Source organism: Amycolatopsis sp. NPDC050768, from assembly GCF_040654155.1.
Lineage (GTDB): Bacteria > Actinomycetota > Actinomycetes > Mycobacteriales > Pseudonocardiaceae > Amycolatopsis.
Genome location: NZ_JBFAHL010000009.1, coordinates 1 through 15,365, shown reverse-complemented (window position 1 = coordinate 15,365; position 15,365 = coordinate 1). Strand labels below are relative to the sequence as shown.

12 protein-coding genes, 1 tRNA gene and 1 pseudogene are annotated in these 15,365 nt (G+C 68.6%); 12 read left to right on the top strand and 2 right to left on the bottom strand.

Annotated features, from left to right (window positions below; all coding sequences use genetic code 11):
* The 5 genes from AB0H62_RS25670 to AB0H62_RS25650 all read left to right on the top strand — a co-directional run bounded on the left by AB0H62_RS25670 (position 1) and on the right by AB0H62_RS25650 (position 5,804).
* Positions 1–1,002 (top strand): ABC transporter ATP-binding protein, encoded by a 1,002-nt coding sequence (locus tag AB0H62_RS25670; RefSeq protein WP_220244266.1) that lies wholly within the window; start codon positions 1–3, stop codon positions 1,000–1,002.
* Positions 995–1,993, top strand: a complete 999-nt coding sequence (locus tag AB0H62_RS25665) for a dipeptide ABC transporter ATP-binding protein (protein WP_220244265.1) — start codon at positions 995–997, stop codon at positions 1,991–1,993. The genes AB0H62_RS25670 and AB0H62_RS25665 overlap by 8 nt, the downstream gene beginning before the upstream one ends.
* Before the next feature lie 89 nt (positions 1,994–2,082).
* Positions 2,083–3,783: a S8 family serine peptidase gene (locus tag AB0H62_RS25660; protein ID WP_360588650.1), complete on the top strand. Its 1,701-nt coding sequence runs from the start codon at positions 2,083–2,085 to the stop codon at positions 3,781–3,783.
* Positions 3,784–3,964: 181 nt separating this feature from the next.
* A complete protein-coding gene (locus tag AB0H62_RS25655; protein ID WP_360588648.1) occupies positions 3,965–4,897 on the top strand; it encodes a hypothetical protein in 933 nt (310 codons plus the stop codon).
* 43 nt (positions 4,898–4,940) lie between these two features.
* Complete coding sequence (locus tag AB0H62_RS25650; protein WP_360588646.1) at positions 4,941–5,804, top strand: LLM class flavin-dependent oxidoreductase; 864 nt, start codon at positions 4,941–4,943, stop codon at positions 5,802–5,804.
* A 28-nt stretch (positions 5,805–5,832) separates the two neighbouring features.
* On the opposite strand, the gene AB0H62_RS25645 is transcribed toward AB0H62_RS25650, so the two are convergent.
* Complete coding sequence (locus AB0H62_RS25645) at positions 5,833–7,317, bottom strand: peptidase S10 (protein ID WP_220244262.1); 1,485 nt, start codon at positions 7,315–7,317, stop codon at positions 5,833–5,835.
* A gap of 50 nt (positions 7,318–7,367) precedes the next feature.
* Here AB0H62_RS25645 and AB0H62_RS25640 point away from each other — a divergent pair, with 50 nt between their 5' ends.
* The 3 genes from AB0H62_RS25640 (at position 7,368) to AB0H62_RS25630 (ending at position 10,120) form a co-directional block, all read left to right on the top strand.
* The gene (locus tag AB0H62_RS25640) at positions 7,368–8,024 is read left to right on the top strand and encodes an endonuclease V (RefSeq protein ID WP_220244261.1); all 657 of its coding nucleotides are present in this window, start codon (positions 7,368–7,370) and stop codon (positions 8,022–8,024) included.
* A complete protein-coding gene (locus AB0H62_RS25635) occupies positions 8,024–8,710 on the top strand; it encodes a uracil-DNA glycosylase (RefSeq protein ID WP_220244260.1) in 687 nt (228 codons plus the stop codon). The genes AB0H62_RS25640 and AB0H62_RS25635 overlap by 1 nt, the downstream gene beginning before the upstream one ends.
* A gap of 84 nt (positions 8,711–8,794) precedes the next feature.
* A complete protein-coding gene (locus tag AB0H62_RS25630; protein WP_220244259.1) occupies positions 8,795–10,120 on the top strand; it encodes an NAD(P)/FAD-dependent oxidoreductase in 1,326 nt (441 codons plus the stop codon).
* Positions 10,121–10,180: 60 nt separating this feature from the next.
* Here AB0H62_RS25630 and AB0H62_RS25625 read toward each other — a convergent pair whose 3' ends face one another.
* Positions 10,181–11,947 carry a multicopper oxidase domain-containing protein gene (locus AB0H62_RS25625; protein WP_220244258.1) on the bottom strand — a complete coding sequence of 589 codons (1,767 nt, stop codon included), beginning with the start codon at positions 11,945–11,947 and terminating at the stop codon, positions 10,181–10,183.
* Between the two features lie 50 nt (positions 11,948–11,997).
* Between AB0H62_RS25625 and AB0H62_RS25620 the strand changes: the two genes are divergently transcribed.
* From AB0H62_RS25620 to AB0H62_RS25605, 4 genes and pseudogenes are all read left to right on the top strand, one after another.
* The gene (locus AB0H62_RS25620) at positions 11,998–12,606 is read left to right on the top strand and encodes a TetR family transcriptional regulator (protein ID WP_220244257.1); all 609 of its coding nucleotides are present in this window, start codon (positions 11,998–12,000) and stop codon (positions 12,604–12,606) included.
* 31 nt (positions 12,607–12,637) lie between these two features.
* Positions 12,638–12,714, top strand: a tRNA-Leu gene (locus AB0H62_RS25615).
* 89 nt (positions 12,715–12,803) lie between these two features.
* A pseudogene (locus AB0H62_RS25610) lies at positions 12,804–13,187 on the top strand (hypothetical protein); the annotation flags it as partial.
* Between the two features lie 684 nt (positions 13,188–13,871).
* Positions 13,872–14,969, top strand: a complete 1,098-nt coding sequence (locus AB0H62_RS25605) for a hypothetical protein (RefSeq protein WP_360588642.1) — start codon at positions 13,872–13,874, stop codon at positions 14,967–14,969.
* Positions 14,970–15,365: the final 396 nt, after the last annotated feature.

Sequence of the window (15,365 nt, the reverse complement as noted above, 5' to 3'; positions counted from 1 at the left end):
ATGACCGATACACAGAACGAACTGCTGCTCGAGGTCGAAGACCTCCAGGTGGAGTTCCGCACGTCCGACGGCGTCGCCAACGTGCTCAACGGCGTGAGCTACTCCGTGCACGCCGGCGAAACCCTTGCGGTGCTGGGTGAATCCGGCTCCGGCAAGAGCGTGACCGCGCAGACCATCATGGGCATCCTCGACATGCCGCCGGGGGTGATCACCGGCGGTTCGATCCGCTACCGCGGCGAGGACCTGCTAACGGCCACGCCCGAGCGGCGGCGCGAGCTGCGCGGCACCGAGATCGCGATGATCTTCCAGGACGCGCTTTCGGCGCTGAACCCCGTGTTCACCGTGGGGTTCCAGATCGAAGAACAGCTGCGCGTGCGCCAGGGGATGTCCAAACAGGACGCCCGCAAGCGCGCGATCGAGCTGCTGGACCTGGTGCGAATCCCGGCCGCCGCGCGGCGCGTGAAGGACTACCCGCACCAGTTCTCGGGCGGCATGCGCCAGCGCGCGATGATCGCGATGTCGCTGGCACTCGACCCCGTGCTGCTGATCGCGGACGAGCCGACCACGGCGCTCGACGTGACCGTGCAGGCCCAGATCATGGACCTGCTGGGCGAGATCCAGCGCGAACGGCAGATGGGGCTGGTCCTCATCACCCACGACCTGGGCGTGGTCGCGGAGGTCGCCGACCGGATCGCCGTGATGTACGCGGGCCGGATCGTGGAGCAGGCCGACGTGCGCGAGCTGTTCAAGTCACCTGGCCACCCGTACACGGCGGCGCTGATGGACTCGTTGCCGCGCCTGGATCTCAAGGGCCAGACGCTGGAGACGATCAAGGGGCTGCCGCCGAGCCTGCTCCACATCCCTTCGGGCTGTCCGTTCCACCCGCGGTGCAAGCGGGCGGAGCAACGCTGTTCGGAGGAACGGCCGTCGTTGCACAGTCTCGGGTTCGGCCGGGTCAGTGCGTGTCACTTCGCCGAAGAGGTGGTGGAAAGCCGTGTCTGAGCCGATTCTCAGCGTGCAGGAGCTGGTGAAGCACTTCCCGGTGCGCCAGGGCGTGCTGTTCAAGCGCACCGTCGGGCACGTCAAGGCCGTCGACGGCGTCTCGTTCGACCTGGCGCCGGGCGAGACGCTCGGCGTGGTGGGCGAGTCGGGCTGCGGCAAGTCGACGCTCGCGCAGGTGCTGATGCGCCTGGAGGAGCCGACCGCGGGCGGGGCGACGTTCGAGGGCCGCGACATCTTCAAGCTGAGCGGCGGTGAGCTGCGGCGGCTGCGGCGCCAGATCCAGATCGTGCTGCAGGACCCGTACACGTCGCTGAACCCGCGGATGACGGTCGGCGACATCATCGGCGAGCCGTTCGAGATCCACACCGAGGTGGCGCCGAAGGGTTCGCGCGCGCAGAAGGTGCGCGAGCTGCTGGACGTGGTGGGGCTCAACCCCGAGCACCTCAACCGTTACCCGCACCAGTTCTCGGGCGGGCAGCGCCAGCGCATCGGCATCGCGCGGGCACTCGCGCTGCGGCCGAAGGTGATCATCTGCGACGAGCCGGTGTCCGCTTTGGACGTCTCCATCCAGGCGCAGGTGATGAACCTGCTCGGCGACCTGCAGACGGAGTTCGGGCTGTCGTACGTGTTCATCGCGCACGACCTGTCCGTGGTGCGCCACCTCGCCACGCGCGTGGCCGTGATGTACCTGGGCAAGATCGTGGAGATCGGCACCGAGGACGAGATCTACGAGCGGCCCTCGCACCCGTACACGCAGGCGCTGCTCTCGGCCGTGCCCGTGGCCGACCCGGAGGTGCGCGGGCAGCGGCAGATCATCCGGCTCGAGGGCGACCCGCCGAGCCCGCTCGACCCGCCGTCGGGCTGCCGGTTCCGCACGCGGTGCTGGAAGGCGCAGGACATCTGCGCCACGGAGGTGCCCGAGCTCTCGCCGCGCACCGACGGGCACCTCTCGGCGTGTCACTTCGCGGAAGCCCGGTCCGTGGTGCCCTGACTTTAGTCGGGTTCCTCCTCCTGACGATTGCTGCGACGTGTGTCCGGTATGTACGTTGCATTGTCGGTTTTCGCGTTGGAGGAGGACTCGTGAAAAGACCCAGACTGCTTCTCGCCGTGTTGGCGGTACCCCTGCTCGGTGCGGCTTCCTTCGTGCCGGTCGCGTCGGCGGGGGTGTCCGGCCCGGTCACGGAGTTCACGGTGCTGGCGCGTTCGGACGTCGGCGCCGCCGTGGCCGCGGTCGAGGCCGCCGGCGGGACGGTGGTGGCCCGGAACGACGCCGTCGGGCTGATCACGGCTTCGGCGCCGGCTTCGGGCTTCGTGGCGCGGGTGTCTTCCAGCAGCGCGGTGTTCGGCGCGGCCCGGTCGAAGGCGATCGGCTCGGCGCCGCGGGACGGCAAGAAGGTGAAGCACGACGCGGTCGAGAAGGAGGGCCGGGGGAAGGCTTCCGGTGCCAAGCGTGGTGCTTCTGGTACAGACCCGCTGGACGACGAGCTCTGGGGCCTGAAGTCCACCCGGTCGGACCTCGCGCGCACCGTGCAGCCCGGTGACAAGCGCGTGAAGGTCGGCATCATCGACACCGGCATCGACGCCAGTCACCCGGACATCGCGCCGAACTTCGACCGCGCCGACTCGCGCAACTTCACGCGGGACATCGTCGCGGATGTGAACGGCGCGGTGGTGGACGGTCCGTGCGAGTACCGCGGCTGCGTCGACCCCGTGGACCACGACGACAACGGCCACGGCACCCACGTCGCCGGCACGATCGGTGCGGCGGTGAACGGCTTCGGCGTCTCGGGCGTCGCGCCGGGCGTCTCGCTGGTGAACATCCGCGCCGGCCAGGACTCGGGCTTCTTCTTCCTGCAGTCGACTGTCGACGCGTTGACCTACGCCGGTGACGCGGGCATCGACGTGGTGAACATGAGCTTCTACACCGACCCGTGGCTCTACAACTGCCGCGCGAACCCGGCCGACTCCGCCGAGGAGCAGGCCGAGCAGCGCACCGTCATCGAGGCCACCACGCGGGCGCTGAACTACGCGCACCGCAAGGGCGTTTCGATGGTCGTCGCGCTCGGCAACGAGCACACGGACCTCGGCGCGCCGTTGCCCGACGCGACCAGCCCGGACTACCCGAGCACCTCGGCGCACCCGCGTCAGATCGACAACGCGTCCTGCTTCAACCTCCCGGCGGAAGGCCCGCACACGATCGGTGTGGGTGCTTTCGGGCCCTCGCAGGCGAAGGCGGACTACTCCAATTACGGGACCGAGCAGATCTCGGTTTCCGCGCCCGGTGGGTATTTCCGGGACGGCTTCGGGACGCCTTGGTTCCAGAAGGTGGAGAACGAGATCCTGTCGGCTTACCCGCGCAATGTGGCTGTGGCCGAGGGGAACGTCGACGAGGCCGGCAACGTGACTCCGGCCGGGGTCGCCGCGGGTGTGCAGAAGGCCGTCGCTCGTGACGGCCGGGTCGGGTACTACCAGTGGCTGCAGGGGACTTCGATGGCGACGCCGCACGCTGCCGGCGTGGCGGCGTTGATTGTTTCCGAGTACGGGAAGAAGTCGGGTTCCGGCTTCGGCATGGACCCGGATGCGGTGCAGCGCGTTTTGGAGGGGACGGCTTCCCAGGTCGCCTGCCCGGTGCCGCGGACGGTGGACTACCTGGACGAGGGCCGGGACGCGTCGTTCACGGCCACTTGTACGGGGAATGCTTCGTTCAACGCGTTTTACGGGCATGGTGCGGTGGATGCCTATGCGGCTGTGACGCATGGGGCCAAGTACGTGAAGCAGTAGTTCTCGCGGTTGACGGCCCTGTGTCAAGGTTTTCGGCCTTGGCACAGGGCCGTTTCGCGCCAAGTGGTGAATCGCGAATAGGGGCATTGACACCGCAAACCGGCGCGCCCAACGATGGGGGCGGCGCGTCGAGTGCCGCGCCTTGGGGGTGGGGGCTGTGCGTTGTGGTGGGTGGGCCAAGGTGGCCGTGGCCGGGATGGTCGTGGCGGGGCTCCTGGCCGGGGCCGGGGCGGCGAACGCCGCGACGACCGTGCCGATTTCCGCGCCCGGCGGGTACGCGAGTGATCCGTCCAGTACGCCGGCCGCGGGGAAGCACACGCGGGCGCTCGGGGCGGCGGTCACCGTGCCGGCCGGGGAGACGCGGTACGTCAGCAGCAAGCTGAACGTGGACGACGCCGCGCAGGTCACAGAGGTTTCGCACCTCGTGTACTGCCGGCGGCCGGGGCAGACCGTGAACGCGGCGCAGCTGGTGAGCGGGCAGAACGTGCTCGCGAACACCGCGAAGACGTTGCTCACCCGCGGGTTCGTGACCGCGCCGGCGGACAGCGCGCTCACCTGTGCGGTGTATGCGCAGTTCGTGAACCACGCGGCGAACGTCAGCGGCCACATCTCGGTGCTCGCCTCCTCGTACCTACAGGACGTCGACGGGCCCATCGCCGCCGTGAAGCAGACGTTCAACGGCAAGGTGCTGGTGAACTCCGCGGCGACCGCGAACTCCGTGTCGTTCACCGCGCCCGCCGGGGCGACGGTCGTGCAGGCGATCGGCGATGTGAACATCACCGTCTGCTACAACGCCAACAACGGTCTGTGCCAACGCTCGGCGGGTGCGCGGATGGACGGCGCGAACTCGCTGGTGGGCACGCAGCTCGTGGTGAACCAGCTCGACGCGAACGGCAATCCCTGCAACACCACCACCAACGGTCCCCTCGCAGGCGTGACCGTGACGAACACCGTCCACCACTTCAAGATCAACACCTGGGTGACGAACGTTCCGATCGTCGCGACGTGTTCGCGCGACTTCGTGGTGTACACCAGGGTCACGGCCAACGCGGCGCACAACTCGTTCCTCATCGAGGCCAACAACCAGAGCGTCGGCGCGGCTTTCGTGCCGTGAGCCGAGCGCTGCGGCAGACGGCCCGGGGTTGCACACTGGCGACATGCGGATCGGTATCGGAATTCCCAACACGGTGCCCGGCACGAGTGGACCGTTGGTGCTCGAGTGGGCACGCCGGGCGGAGGAGCGCGGGTTTGCCTTCGTGTCCACGATCGGGCGGGTGGCGTACCCGTCGCTGGACTCGTTGACGGCGCTGGCCGGCGTGGCCGGGGCGACGAGCGGGATCGGGCTGGTCACCAACGCCGTGCTGGGGCCGACGTACCCGGACGCGGTCCTGGCGAAAGTGGCCGGCACCGTGGCGTCGTTGTCGGAAGGGCGGCTGACGCTCGGGCTCGGCGTGGGTGCGCGCGAGTCGGACTACCTGCCGGCGGAGCGGGATTTCGCCGGGCGCGGGGCGGCGTTCGACCGGCAGTTGAGCTACCTCAAGCAGGCGTGGCGTGGTGAAGCCGTGGCCGACGGCGATTTTCCGGGCGAGAAGAGGGCCGTGGTGCCGGAGCCGCCGGGGATTCCGATCCTGATCGGTGGGCACAGCAAGCGGGCAGTGCGGCGGACAGTCGAGCACGCGGCCGGGTGGACCGGCGCCGGTGGTGGGCCGGCGCGGGCGGAGCCGACGGTCAGGGAAATCCGCGACGCGTGGGCGGAAGCCGGCCGGGTCGGCGAGCCGCGGTTGCTCGGGTTGGCGTACTTCTCGGCGGCACAACCCGAGAGCGGCGACGAGTACCTGCGCTCCTACTACGCCTACGCCGGAGACCACGCCGACACGATCGCCGACGGAGCCGTGCGGACGCCGGAGAAGATCAGGGCGATCGTGCGGGACTTCGAGGCAGCCGGGCTCAACGAGCTCACGTTCACGCCGACCGTGGCCGATCCGGACGAGGTCGACCGGCTGGCCGACCTCGTCCTCTAGACCGAAAGACCCGAACGACTCGAAAGAATCACCGGTTCGAAGCCGACTTCACGAACTTCCCCAGATCCTTCGACTGCTGGATCCGCGTCGGTTCGTGCACGTACATCATGTGTCCGGCCGGGTAGTAGGCCGTCTCGATGTTGTCGCGCAGGTCGTCCGGGATCTGCAGGTGGGCGAGCACGTGCTCACTCGCGAAGTATGCCGTGGCGCCGTCGTAATGACCGAACGCGACGTGGACCTTCAGGTGCGGGTTCGCCCGCATGGCGGCGCTCACGGAGTCCACAACGGACACGAACCGGCCTTCGAAGTCCTTGTACGACCACGCCTTGAAGACATCGCCGGACAGGATCTCGTACGGCAGGTCGTTCTTGTACTCGAGCTCGTCGCGGATGTAGTGGTTGAAGCCGGCCGAGTACGCGCCGATGATGCGCGAGATCGACGCGTCGTCGCTCATGTGCTCGCGGCCGCCGTCGACCTCCCACGTGGTGAACCGGCCGTCCATGCGCCCGACGAGCAGGCCGCGGTCGCGCAGGAGCTCCGTGAAGAAGCGCACGTGCTCGATCCGCAGGTTGACTCGGTCCACATAGGACTCCGACAGCCCCGTCAGTGAAGCCAGCGTGGCCACGGTCTCCGCGCGGTCCTGAGTGGACAGCCGCGCACCGCGCGCCAGGGCCCACGGCAGTTCCTTGGCCGCGAAGTCCTCGGCGTCGGCCAGGACGTCGTCGAGGGGGCGGTCGCCGTGGAAGCCGTGGTAGTGCGCGATGGCCGCGTAGGTTGGCACGTAGAGCGAGTACGGCAGGTCGTTGCCCTCGTGGAAGCGCAGCGTGCCCATGTCGAGCACGGACGAGATGAGCAGCAGGCCGTTGAGGTACAGGCCGTAGCGGTCCTGCAGGTGCCCGGCCAGCGCGGCCGCGCGCAGCGTGCCGTACGACTCGCCGGCGAGGAACTTCGGCGACAGCCAGCGTCCGTTGCGCGAGACCCACAGCCGGATGATCTCGGCGACCGAGTCGATGTCCTCCTGGAACCCGGTGTAGTCCTTCGACTCGCCGCCCTCGGTCACGCGCGAGTAGCCCGTGGAGACCGGGTCGATGAACACGAGGTCGCTGTGCTGAAGCAGGGTCTCGCTGTTGTCGTCGAGGCCGTACGGGGGCGCGACCAGGTCGTCGACGTCACCCGAGAGCACCCGCCGCGGGCCCAGCAGGCCCATGTGCAGCCAGATGCTGGACGAGCCGGGGCCGCCGTTGAACGCGAACGTGACCGGGCGCGAGCCCGGCTCGGCGTCGTCGAGCGTGTAGGCGGTGAGGAACACCTCGGCCTTGGGCTTGTGGCCCTCCGACTTGCCGTCCTTCAGCACCTCTTGGCGCAGCACCACGCGCCCGGCCTGAGCGGTGTAGGCCAGTTTGCGGCGTTTGACCGTGAGCGTGTGGTGCGTGGTCACGAGGTCGTCGACGGGCTCCGGCGGCTTCTCCGCCGTGGCCGGCTTTTCGGGGGTCTCTTCGGTGGTGTCCGACATGGACCCAACTTAGCCAACCGGGCTGGGGACGGCTGTGGAAAGCTGGCGGAATGCGCTGGCCCGTCACGATTCCCGAGGCCCGCGAGGTCCAGGACGCGCTCCGCGGCCGCGTGGACCTCACCGACGCCTGCCCGGCGCCGGCGACGGTGACCGGCCTCGACGTCGCCTACGACCCGGCCGGCACGCGCATCGCCGCGGCCGCGGTCACGCTGGCCCTCGACGACCTGCGCGTGGTCGAGGAACGCGTGATCACGGGCGAGGTCACCTTCCCGTACGAGCCGGGCCTGTTCGCCTTCCGCGAGCTGCCGCCGCTGCTCGACGCCATCGCGGCGCTCACGCACCCGCCCGAGGTATTCGCATGCGACGGCCACGGCCTCGCCCACCCGCGGCGCTTCGGGCTCGCGTGCCACCTCGGCGTGCTCACGGGGATCCCGGCCTTCGGCGTCGGCAAGACGCGGCTCGTCGGCACGCACGCGGAGCCCGGCCCGGAACGCGGCGACACCGCGCCGCTGCTGGACGGCGACGAGCAGCTCGGCGCCGTCGTGCGCACGAGGCCCGGTGTGAAACCGGTTTACGTGTCCGCGGGCCACCTGATCAGCCTCGACCACGCCTGCCGGCTGACGCTCGCGTTGACCCCGCGCTACCGCCTGCCCGAGACGACGCGCGCGGCCGACCACCTGTGCCGCGCGGCTCTGGCCGGCCGCTGATGGACACGCTCGCGGAGCTCGACGCCGCCGTCACCGGGTGCCGCGCGTGCCCGCGGCTGGTGGCGTGGCGCGAAAACGTGGCGCTCACCAAGCGGGCCGCCTACCTCGACGACGAGTACTGGGCCAAGCCCGTGCCCGGCTTCGGGCCGGCGGACGCGGCGCTGGCCGTGGTCGGGCTCGCGCCCTCGGCGCACGGCGGCAACCGCACCGGGCGGATGTTCACCGGCGACCCGTCGGGTGACTTCCTGTTCCGCGTGCTGCACGAGGTGGGGCTGGTGTCGCAGCCCACGTCCACTGACAAGCACGACGGCCTCACCCTGCGCGGCACCCGCCTCGTCTCACCCGTCCGCTGCGCGCCGCCCGAGAACAAGCCGACGCCGGCCGAGCGCGACACCTGCCGCCACTGGCTCGCCGACGAGCTGAGGCTCCTGCACCCGACCTTGAAGGCCGTCGTGGTGCTCGGCGCGTTCGGCTGGCAGGCGCTGCTGCCGGTGCTCGCCGAGGCGGGCCGGCCGGTGCCGTCGCCGCGGCCGGCGTTCGGCCACGGGGCCGTCGTCGAGCTCGGTGACTTACAGCTGCACGGCTGCTACCACGTGTCACCCCGTAATGTCCAGACGGGCCGTGTGACTCACGCGATGGTGTGTGACGTGTTCGCCTCCGCGGCCAGGGCCGCCGGCCTCTTCTGAATCGTTACCGCCTGCATGGCGACGCTGGTCACAGCAGGGCGGGGTACCCGAGCGATACGGCTCGGCAAGTGCGACTATGGAGACATGGCTGCTAAGTCGGAACCGACTCGGATCCTCATCCTCGGTGGTGGTTACGTCGGCCTGTACACGGCGTACGGGCTCCAGAAGATGCTGCGCGCCAACGAGGCCTCCGTGACCGTCGTTGACCCTCAGCCGCACATGACCTACGCGCCCTTCCTGCCCGAGGCTGCGGCCGGCGCGATCGAACCCCGTCACGTGGTGGTGCCCCTGCGCCGCGTGCTCAAGCGCTGCCACGTGCTCACCGCGCGCGTGACGAAGATCGAGAACGAGCGCAAGGCCGTCACGGTCGAGGCCGCCGACGGCCACATCGAGACGCTGAACTACGACGTGCTCGTGGTCGCGCTCGGCGCCGTCGCCCGCATCCTCCCGATCCCGGGCCTGGCGGAGCAGGGCATCGCCTTCAAGACCATCGGCGAGGCCATCTACCTGCGCAACCACATCATGACCAAGCTCGACGAGGCGGCGAGCACGCTCGACCCCGAGCTGCGCAAGCGCCTGCTGACCTTCACGGTCGTCGGCGGCGGCTTCGCCGGCATCGAGGCGCTGGCCGAGCTCGAGGACATGACCCGGTTCGCGGTGGAGAACTACTACCCGAACATCAAGCCCGCAGACATCCGCTGGGTGCTCGTCGAGGCCGCCGGGCGGATCCTGCCCGAGGTCCGCGAGACGCTCGGTGTGTACACGGTGCAGCAGCTGGAGAAGCGCGGCATCGAGGTCTACCTGTCGACGGCGGCGAAGTCGTTCGAAAACGGCCACGTCGTGCTCTCGGACGGCACCGAGTTCGACACCGATACGCTCATCTGGACGGCCGGTGTGAAGGCCAACCCGGTGCTCGCCGACTCCGACCTTCCGCTCGACAAGCGCGGCCGCGTCGAGGCCACCGCCGCGATGCAGGTCGTCGGCCACCCCGAGGTGTGGACGGCGGGCGACAACGCCGCGATCCCCGACCTCTCGCGTACCGAGCAGGACCCGACGGCCACGTGCCCGCCCAACGCGCAGCACGCCGTGCGCCAGGCGACGCTGCTGGCCAAGAACATCATCAAGGTCCTGCGCGGTGGCCAGCCGAAGGACTACTTCCACAAGAACCTCGGTGCGGTCGCTAGCCTCGGCCTGCACAAGGGTGTCGCCGACGCGCTGAACCTGAGGATCAAGGGCTTCCCGGCCTGGCTCTTCCACCGCGCGTACCACCTCAAGGCGATGCCGACGTGGAACCGCAAGACCCGCATCCTGTTCGACTGGATGCTCGGCGGCCTGTTCCGCCGTGAGGTGATCTCGCTCGGGCAGATCAACAACCCGAAGGAAGAGTTCGCCCGGGTTTCGAAGGGCTGAGTTCGTTCCTCCGCTGAAGCCGGACCTCCTGTCGGGAGGTCCGGCTTCTCGCGTTTTCGGTTACTGGACGAGGCGGTAGCGCGCCATCATGCAGTCGTCTTCGTGGTCGAGGATGTGGCAGTGCCAGACGTAGCCCTGGAGGTCCATGTCCATGTCCATGTCGTGCTCGGCCATGGTCATGCCGGACATCGCGTGCCGGGCCGGGGTGAACGTCGCGTCCGGGTCGAAGCCGAGCTCGTCGGCCGTCGGGAAGTGCACGAGGAAGCGCGTGACGGTGTTCTGCGGGCAGTTCACGGTGTCCTTCGGCCCCGCCTCCCACGGCGCGGGCGGCTGGGGTGCGCCGAGGAGGAAGTCATCCGGCGGCGGCGCCCACTCCGTGTGCATCGGCGGGCGCGGGTTCGCTAGTGAATAGGCGACCGGGTCGAACATCTGTCGGTTGAGCAGGTGCAGGTTCACCAGGTGCAGGTGCACGGGGTGGTCCTCGATGGTGAGGTTCACGACCTCCCACAGCTCCGTGGTTCCCTGGCGCGGCATGGCGATCGGATCGTCCTCGAAGCACAGGTTGTTGAGCGACATGCCGACCGGCGGCCAGCGCGTGAGCTTGAGGTCCTGGGTGAGCGTGACGACGCGGCGGCGGTCGGGCGCCGACGGTTTTTTCGTGACGCGCAGGCGAGTCGGCAGCGCCTGCTGGTGACCTTTCGCGCCAGTGCTGGTGAAACGCACGACGTCGGGCAGCGGCTGCGCGCCCGTGACGAGGGCGATGAGCGCGGCTTCGCGTTGGTCGTTGATGAGGTCGACGTGTTCGCCCTTTTCGAGGTCCGAGAAGTCGACCACGAGGTCGGCGCGCTCGCCGGGCGTGAGGCGGACGTCGGTGGTGACGACGGGCGTGTCGAGCAGGCCGGCGTCGTTGCCGATCACGTGGAACGGGCGGCGGTCGCGGAAGAACAAGTGGTAGGCGCGGAAGTTCGACGCGTTGAGCACCCGGAACCGGTACTGGCCGCGGGCGACGTTCGTGTACGGCGACACCTTGCCGTTGACCGTCATGCGGTCGCCGATCTGGCCGCCGTCCCAGTGACCCTGCGGGACGAGGGTCAGGGTGCGGTAGTTGAGCGAGCCGTCGGCGTGGAAGCGGCGATCGGCCAGGATCAGCGGTAGTTCGAACTCGCCGCTGGGCAGGTGCCACGCGTTGGTGCGGTCGCCGGTGTCGCCTTCGTCGCGCAGGAGGTACATGCCCGCGAGTCCCGCGTGGACGTTCAGGCGCGTGAGGCCCATGCCGTGGTCGTGGTACCAGAGGCCGGCGGCGGGCTGGCGGTTTTCGTGGCGGTAGGTGCGGTGCTCGCCGGGGAGGAAGACGTCCATCGGGTGGCCGTCGATCTCGGGCGGCGTGACGGCGCCGTGCAGGTGGACCGAAGTGTGGGGTTTGACGCGGCTTTCCTCGGACGCACCGTCGAGCGTGGGGTCGACGTCTTCCGCGAAGAGGTGCCGGCCGAGCTTGTTGTCGAACGTCAGCTCGAGGCGCTGGTTCGCGTGGGCCTCGATGGTGGGCCCGAGGTATTCGGCGCCGCCGTAGGACCAGGTGGGCGCGGGGGCGAGGTCGCGGTGGAAGCGGTGGGTGGACTCGGCCATGGCGAGGCGGTGGTCGCCGCGGATGGTCTGCGGGATCGGGAGCTCGTCGACGTAGGGCGGGAGGTCGGGCGAGGGGAAGGTGCGGAGGTCTACGTCGGTTTGCGCTCGGGCCGCAGTCGCCGGGATGGCCGCGGTGGCTGCTGTGGCTGCCGTGGCTGCGGTCGCTTTGAACAGCCGTCGACGGGAGATGCCTTCTGCCATGGGAGGTTCCTGTCCAAGTGATAGTGAGCTATCAGTTGGTAGTGTAGGGCATGCCCCCGCAGCCGCTGCGTGCTGACGCCGCCCGCAACGCCCGCCGCATCGTCGACGCGGCCTACTCGGTCTTCGCCGCCGGCGGCGTCACCGTGCCGATGGAGGAGATCGCCGCCGCGGCCGGCGTCGGGGTCGCGACGTTGTACCGGCGGTTCCCGCACAAGCAGGACCTGGTGCGGGCGGTGCTGGAGGCGCGGTTCGACGAGGTGATCGTGCCGGTGCTGTCGCGGGCTGCTTCCGCGGCTCCGCGCGACGGTGTTTATCTCGCGTTGGAAGCCGCGGTGGGTTTGGCGGCGGTTGAGCAGCCGCTGTTCGCCGCGGCCAACAACGTGGGTGCGTTGACGATGGATCTGGCTTGGCGCTTCTTCTCGCCGGTGGCTGCCCTGGTGGCCGCCGGCCAGGCCTCGGGCGTGTTCCGCGCGGACCTGGTGGCGGACGACGTCCCGCGGCTGGTGTTGATGCTGGTGGGGACGTTGCCGTCGTTCCCCGCCGGCGCTTCGGAGGGGTGGCGGCGGTATCTGGACCTGCTGATGGACGCGCTGTCGCCATCGGGCGCTTCGGGGCTGTCGCCGGCGTCCGCTGTGGCGGATCACACGCCGCGCATCTGACGGGCCGCGGGGGTCCCGCTAAGGTGTTCGTGCCCCCGTAGCCCAATTGGCAGAGGCAGTCGACTTAAAATCGACCCAGTGCGGGTTCGAACCCCGTCGGGGGCACCACGCAGACCATCATCACGTGGTGAACCCCCTCTGACCGGCACACTGGTCATCGAAGACACATACGACCTCTCGTCGATGCGCGGGAGGCCATGCTGGGCACCTCGTCGGGCGTGACCGGGTTCGTGACCACGGTGATGGGCATCGTGATCGGGCTGACTTTTCTTTTCGGCTTCGGAAACGTCCTGGCGTTGGCTCTTCGGATCGGAGTCCCCTCGTACGTCGCTCCACTCGTTGCTCCGGCGGTCGACCTGACGGTCCTCGGGTTGCTGGTGGGCACCCGGCACCTCGCTCTTCACTGTGCTCCCGACCGTGTTGTGCAGCCAGCCCGGCGTTTGCTGCTCGCGGCCAGCGCTGTGACCCGTGCGCTGAACGTCGCCGATCCCGTCTGCTCGGGTCAAGGGGACAAGGCGGCATTCGACGCGGTCGGACCGCTGCTGCTCATCGGCTGGGCGGAAGTGGGCCCGGGCTTGCTTGGGGGCCTCCAGGACGTCGAGGAATGGGCGAAGACGAAAGTCGAGGCTGCGATCATCGCGCCAGACGGGGACCACCACCGCTGCCGCCGAGGTGCCTGCCGTGCACACGCCGAAACCGCCGATTGAAACGGTTGTTGCCCCAAGCGTGTCAAGCGGCGCAAAGTCACTTCACCGTGTTCAGCCTGATGACGCAAAGCTGGAACTAAGCCCGCGTCCTGAACGCCGAGCATTGGACAACGCACCGGCGTCCAATTTCTACGGAGACGTTGCGAAAGCAGTTGGGGTGGGGGCTACGGCCGCGCGGTCGCTCTGCGCGACAGTGCGTTCCGAGGTGGTGCTGCCGGAGGCGCAATGAACCCTGTATGCCTGTCCTGTACCGGCCCTCGCCACGTTGATCTCGCTGCCACGCTGTAGACCGGGTGAGAGGACTTGCCGGTGAGGGAAAGGCTGTCACCCCCCATTGTCATTCAGCTGTCACAACCCTGTGAACCTCGCCGTTCACAGAGGGCGACGTGGCGCCCGGCTCACCTTCATCAGGTGATTCTCATTGCGACGAGACCGGCTCCGATACACGAGGGACTACGTCTCACCCACGCCGGCGGTCAGCCCATCCGCGCTACCCGGTCTGTTTGAGCCGACCGACGACGCAGGCCGGAGTCGTTCACCTCGGGAGGAGGCAAGCTGGTGGCGTCGGAGCAGCCGGATGGGGTCGGCCCGCAGGCGGACGGGAAATCAGACGAAGTCAAGGACTCGAAGGCACCGCAGTGGGGACGGTTGTTGATCGGCCTCCTCATCGCCCTCGTCTTGGCGACGATCATGGCGACGACCTACATTTCGGCGAACCATGGGGTCGTCGCTCACAACGTGCCTTGGGGGGTCACGGGGTCGTCATCGTTGACCACGGACGTGCAGAAGAATGTCAGCCTGGACATCCACCAGTACGCGAACCAGGCCGACCTGGAGAACGCGGCGAATAACGCCGAGATCTACGGCGGATTTGTCCCGCAAACCAACACGTTGATCATCAACGTCGCGGCGAGCCTGTGGGCTCCGTTCGTGATGCCGCAGGCATACCTGGAGGCTGCCCGGCAGGAGGGTGTGAAGCTGCAAGCGAAGCCGATCAACACGCTCCCGCCGGAGGACCCGGAGGGGGTTGTTCCCGGCCTGGCCCTGTTCGTTCTGCTGGTGGCCGGCTACCTCGGGTCCACGTTTGCGATGCAACGCACCAAGACGGCGGCGGCCCACCGCCGCGTCACGGTACTGCTCGGCTACTCGATCGTCGTCGGTCTGGTCGTCGACCTGATCGCCGGCCCGATCCTGCGGGCTTATCCCGATGTGGGCAGCAACTTCTGGAAGCTGTGGCCGGAGTTCGCGTTGATCTGTTTCGCGGTCGCGCTACTCGCTGCGACGTTGCAGAGTCTGATAGGTCCGCTCGGCACGCTGGTGACGGTCGTCATCGTCGTCTTCTTCGGCAATCCCTCAACCGGCGGCGGCAACGGGGTCGCGTACCTGCCGCCGTTCTGGCAGGACATCGGGGTCGTGCTGCCGCCGAGAAATGGCCTCTACCTGGTCCGCAACACGCTGTATTTCCACGGCAACAGCATCACGCTGCCGCTCATCGTCCTCGGAATCTACGTCGTGGTCTGTGCCGCGCTCGTGATCTTCTTCTCCTGGGGCAATGTGCTGTGGTGGCGCGCGGACAAACGTAAGGGTGGCAAGAAACCACGAGAGACCATCACCCCGGCGGAGGAGACCGGGACCGCCGCCACCCCGCCGGGCTGAGAGCCTTCACACTGTGTGCCAAGTCTCGCCACCCAATTGCCGGCTTACCGAAAGCCCCTGGACTTCATCGCCAGAGCCTTCAGATCGAGCGGTGTGACCTGGTTAGCCACGAGGGACACGGTGCCCTGGCCGATTGGGCGATACCGCGGACGACGACGGCGGCATGGTTCTGCAGAACCCTCCTGCTCCGGTGAAACAGCTCGACCAAGGCGATCACGTTGGTCATGCCGGTTTCGTCTTTGAGGTTGAGGCACGTGATCCCTCGGCGGTGGCGGGTCGTTGGCGATGGGTGACGGCGCGTCCGGCTGATGCCGGTTCGTTGACGAACGGGGGGTCCGTTGTCAACGAGCCGGCAGCTCGGTCAGCAGGCTCGCGGTGCTACTTCTTGGCGGCGGC

Excerpts from the sequence above, each read along its gene's own strand:
- AB0H62_RS25625 (WP_220244258.1), bottom strand. The coding sequence starts at position 11,947 with ATGGCAGAAGGCATCTCCCGTCGACGGCTGTTCAAAGCGACCGCAGCC.
- AB0H62_RS25670 (WP_220244266.1), top strand. The coding sequence starts at position 1 with ATGACCGATACACAGAACGAACTGCTGCTCGAGGTCGAAGACCTCCAG.
- AB0H62_RS25635 (WP_220244260.1), top strand. The coding sequence starts at position 8,024 with ATGGACACGCTCGCGGAGCTCGACGCCGCCGTCACCGGGTGCCGCGCG.
- AB0H62_RS25645 (WP_220244262.1), bottom strand. The coding sequence starts at position 7,317 with ATGTCGGACACCACCGAAGAGACCCCCGAAAAGCCGGCCACGGCGGAG.
- AB0H62_RS25640 (WP_220244261.1), top strand. The coding sequence starts at position 7,368 with ATGCGCTGGCCCGTCACGATTCCCGAGGCCCGCGAGGTCCAGGACGCG.
- AB0H62_RS25630 (WP_220244259.1), top strand. The coding sequence starts at position 8,795 with ATGGCTGCTAAGTCGGAACCGACTCGGATCCTCATCCTCGGTGGTGGT.
- AB0H62_RS25650 (WP_360588646.1), top strand. The coding sequence starts at position 4,941 with ATGCGGATCGGTATCGGAATTCCCAACACGGTGCCCGGCACGAGTGGA.
- AB0H62_RS25620 (WP_220244257.1), top strand. The coding sequence starts at position 11,998 with ATGCCCCCGCAGCCGCTGCGTGCTGACGCCGCCCGCAACGCCCGCCGC.